Genomic DNA, 1679 nt, shown 5'->3' on the forward strand with positions numbered 1-1679 from the left:
TATTTAAAAGCATAACTAAAGAACAACTTGTGTGGATTTTTGCTGATTCAGAATGCTAAAAAATAAAGTTGACTATCTTTTCTTTTCGGAAAGATTATTAACTATAAAAATTATCATTTAAGACAGCAGAAAGACTCAAAGTTAATTCATTACGAACATAATTTTTAGCGATTTTGCCAGATTAAATGAGCCAAGTTTAGAAGCTTCTTTAAAGAGCTTCATAGCAAGATTAAACTGAAGAGTTTGATCATGGCTCAGATTGAACGCTGGCGGCAGGCTTAACACATGCAAGTCGAGCGGAAACGATGGTAGCTTGCTACCAGGCGTCGAGCGGCGGACGGGTGAGTAATACTTAGGAATCTACCTAGTAGTGGGGGATAGCACGGGGAAACTCGTATTAATACCGCATACGACCTACGGGAGAAAGGGGGCAGTTTACTGCTCTCGCTATTAGATGAGCCTAAGTCGGATTAGCTAGATGGTGGGGTAAAGGCCTACCATGGCGACGATCTGTAGCTGGTCTGAGAGGATGATCAGCCACACCGGGACTGAGACACGGCCCGGACTCCTACGGGAGGCAGCAGTGGGGAATATTGGACAATGGGGGAAACCCTGATCCAGCCATGCCGCGTGTGTGAAGAAGGCCTTTTGGTTGTAAAGCACTTTAAGCAGTGAAGAAGACTCTTCGGTTAATACCCGGAGACGATGACATTAGCTGCAGAATAAGCACCGGCTAACTCTGTGCCAGCAGCCGCGGTAATACAGAGGGTGCAAGCGTTAATCGGAATTACTGGGCGTAAAGCGAGCGTAGGTGGCTTGATAAGTCAGATGTGAAATCCCCGGGCTTAACCTGGGAACTGCATCTGAAACTGTTAGGCTAGAGTAGGTGAGAGGGAAGTAGAATTTCAGGTGTAGCGGTGAAATGCGTAGAGATCTGAAGGAATACCGATGGCGAAGGCAGCTTCCTGGCATCATACTGACACTGAGGCTCGAAAGCGTGGGTAGCAAACAGGATTAGATACCCTGGTAGTCCACGCCGTAAACGATGTCTACTAGTCGTTGGGTCCCTTGAGGACTTAGTGACGCAGCTAACGCAATAAGTAGACCGCCTGGGGAGTACGGCCGCAAGGTTAAAACTCAAATGAATTGACGGGGGCCCGCACAAGCGGTGGAGCATGTGGTTTAATTCGATGCAACGCGAAGAACCTTACCTGGTCTTGACATATCTAGAATCCTGCAGAGATGCGGGAGTGCCTTCGGGAATTAGAATACAGGTGCTGCATGGCTGTCGTCAGCTCGTGTCGTGAGATGTTGGGTTAAGTCCCGCAACGAGCGCAACCCTTGTCCTTAGTTACCAGCGGGTTAAGCCGGGAACTCTAAGGATACTGCCAGTGACAAACTGGAGGAAGGCGGGGACGACGTCAAGTCATCATGGCCCTTACGACCAGGGCTACACACGTGCTACAATGGTAGGTACAGAGGGCAGCTACACAGCGATGTGATGCGAATCTCAAAAAGCCTATCGTAGTCCAGATTGGAGTCTGCAACTCGACTCCATGAAGTAGGAATCGCTAGTAATCGCGGATCAGAATGCCGCGGTGAATACGTTCCCGGGCCTTGTACACACCGCCCGTCACACCATGGGAGTTGATTGCACCAGAAGTGGATAGCTTAACCTT

1 rRNA gene is annotated in these 1679 nt (G+C 48.8%); it reads left to right on the forward strand.

Annotated features, from left to right (window positions below):
- Positions 1 to 231 precede the first annotated feature (231 nt).
- Positions 232 to 1679: ribosomal RNA gene (locus JMX91_RS13140) — 16S ribosomal RNA — on the forward strand; the annotation flags it as partial.

The sequence above is a fragment of the Psychrobacter sp. Pi2-1 genome, from assembly GCF_904846645.1.
Lineage (GTDB): Bacteria > Pseudomonadota > Gammaproteobacteria > Pseudomonadales > Moraxellaceae > Psychrobacter.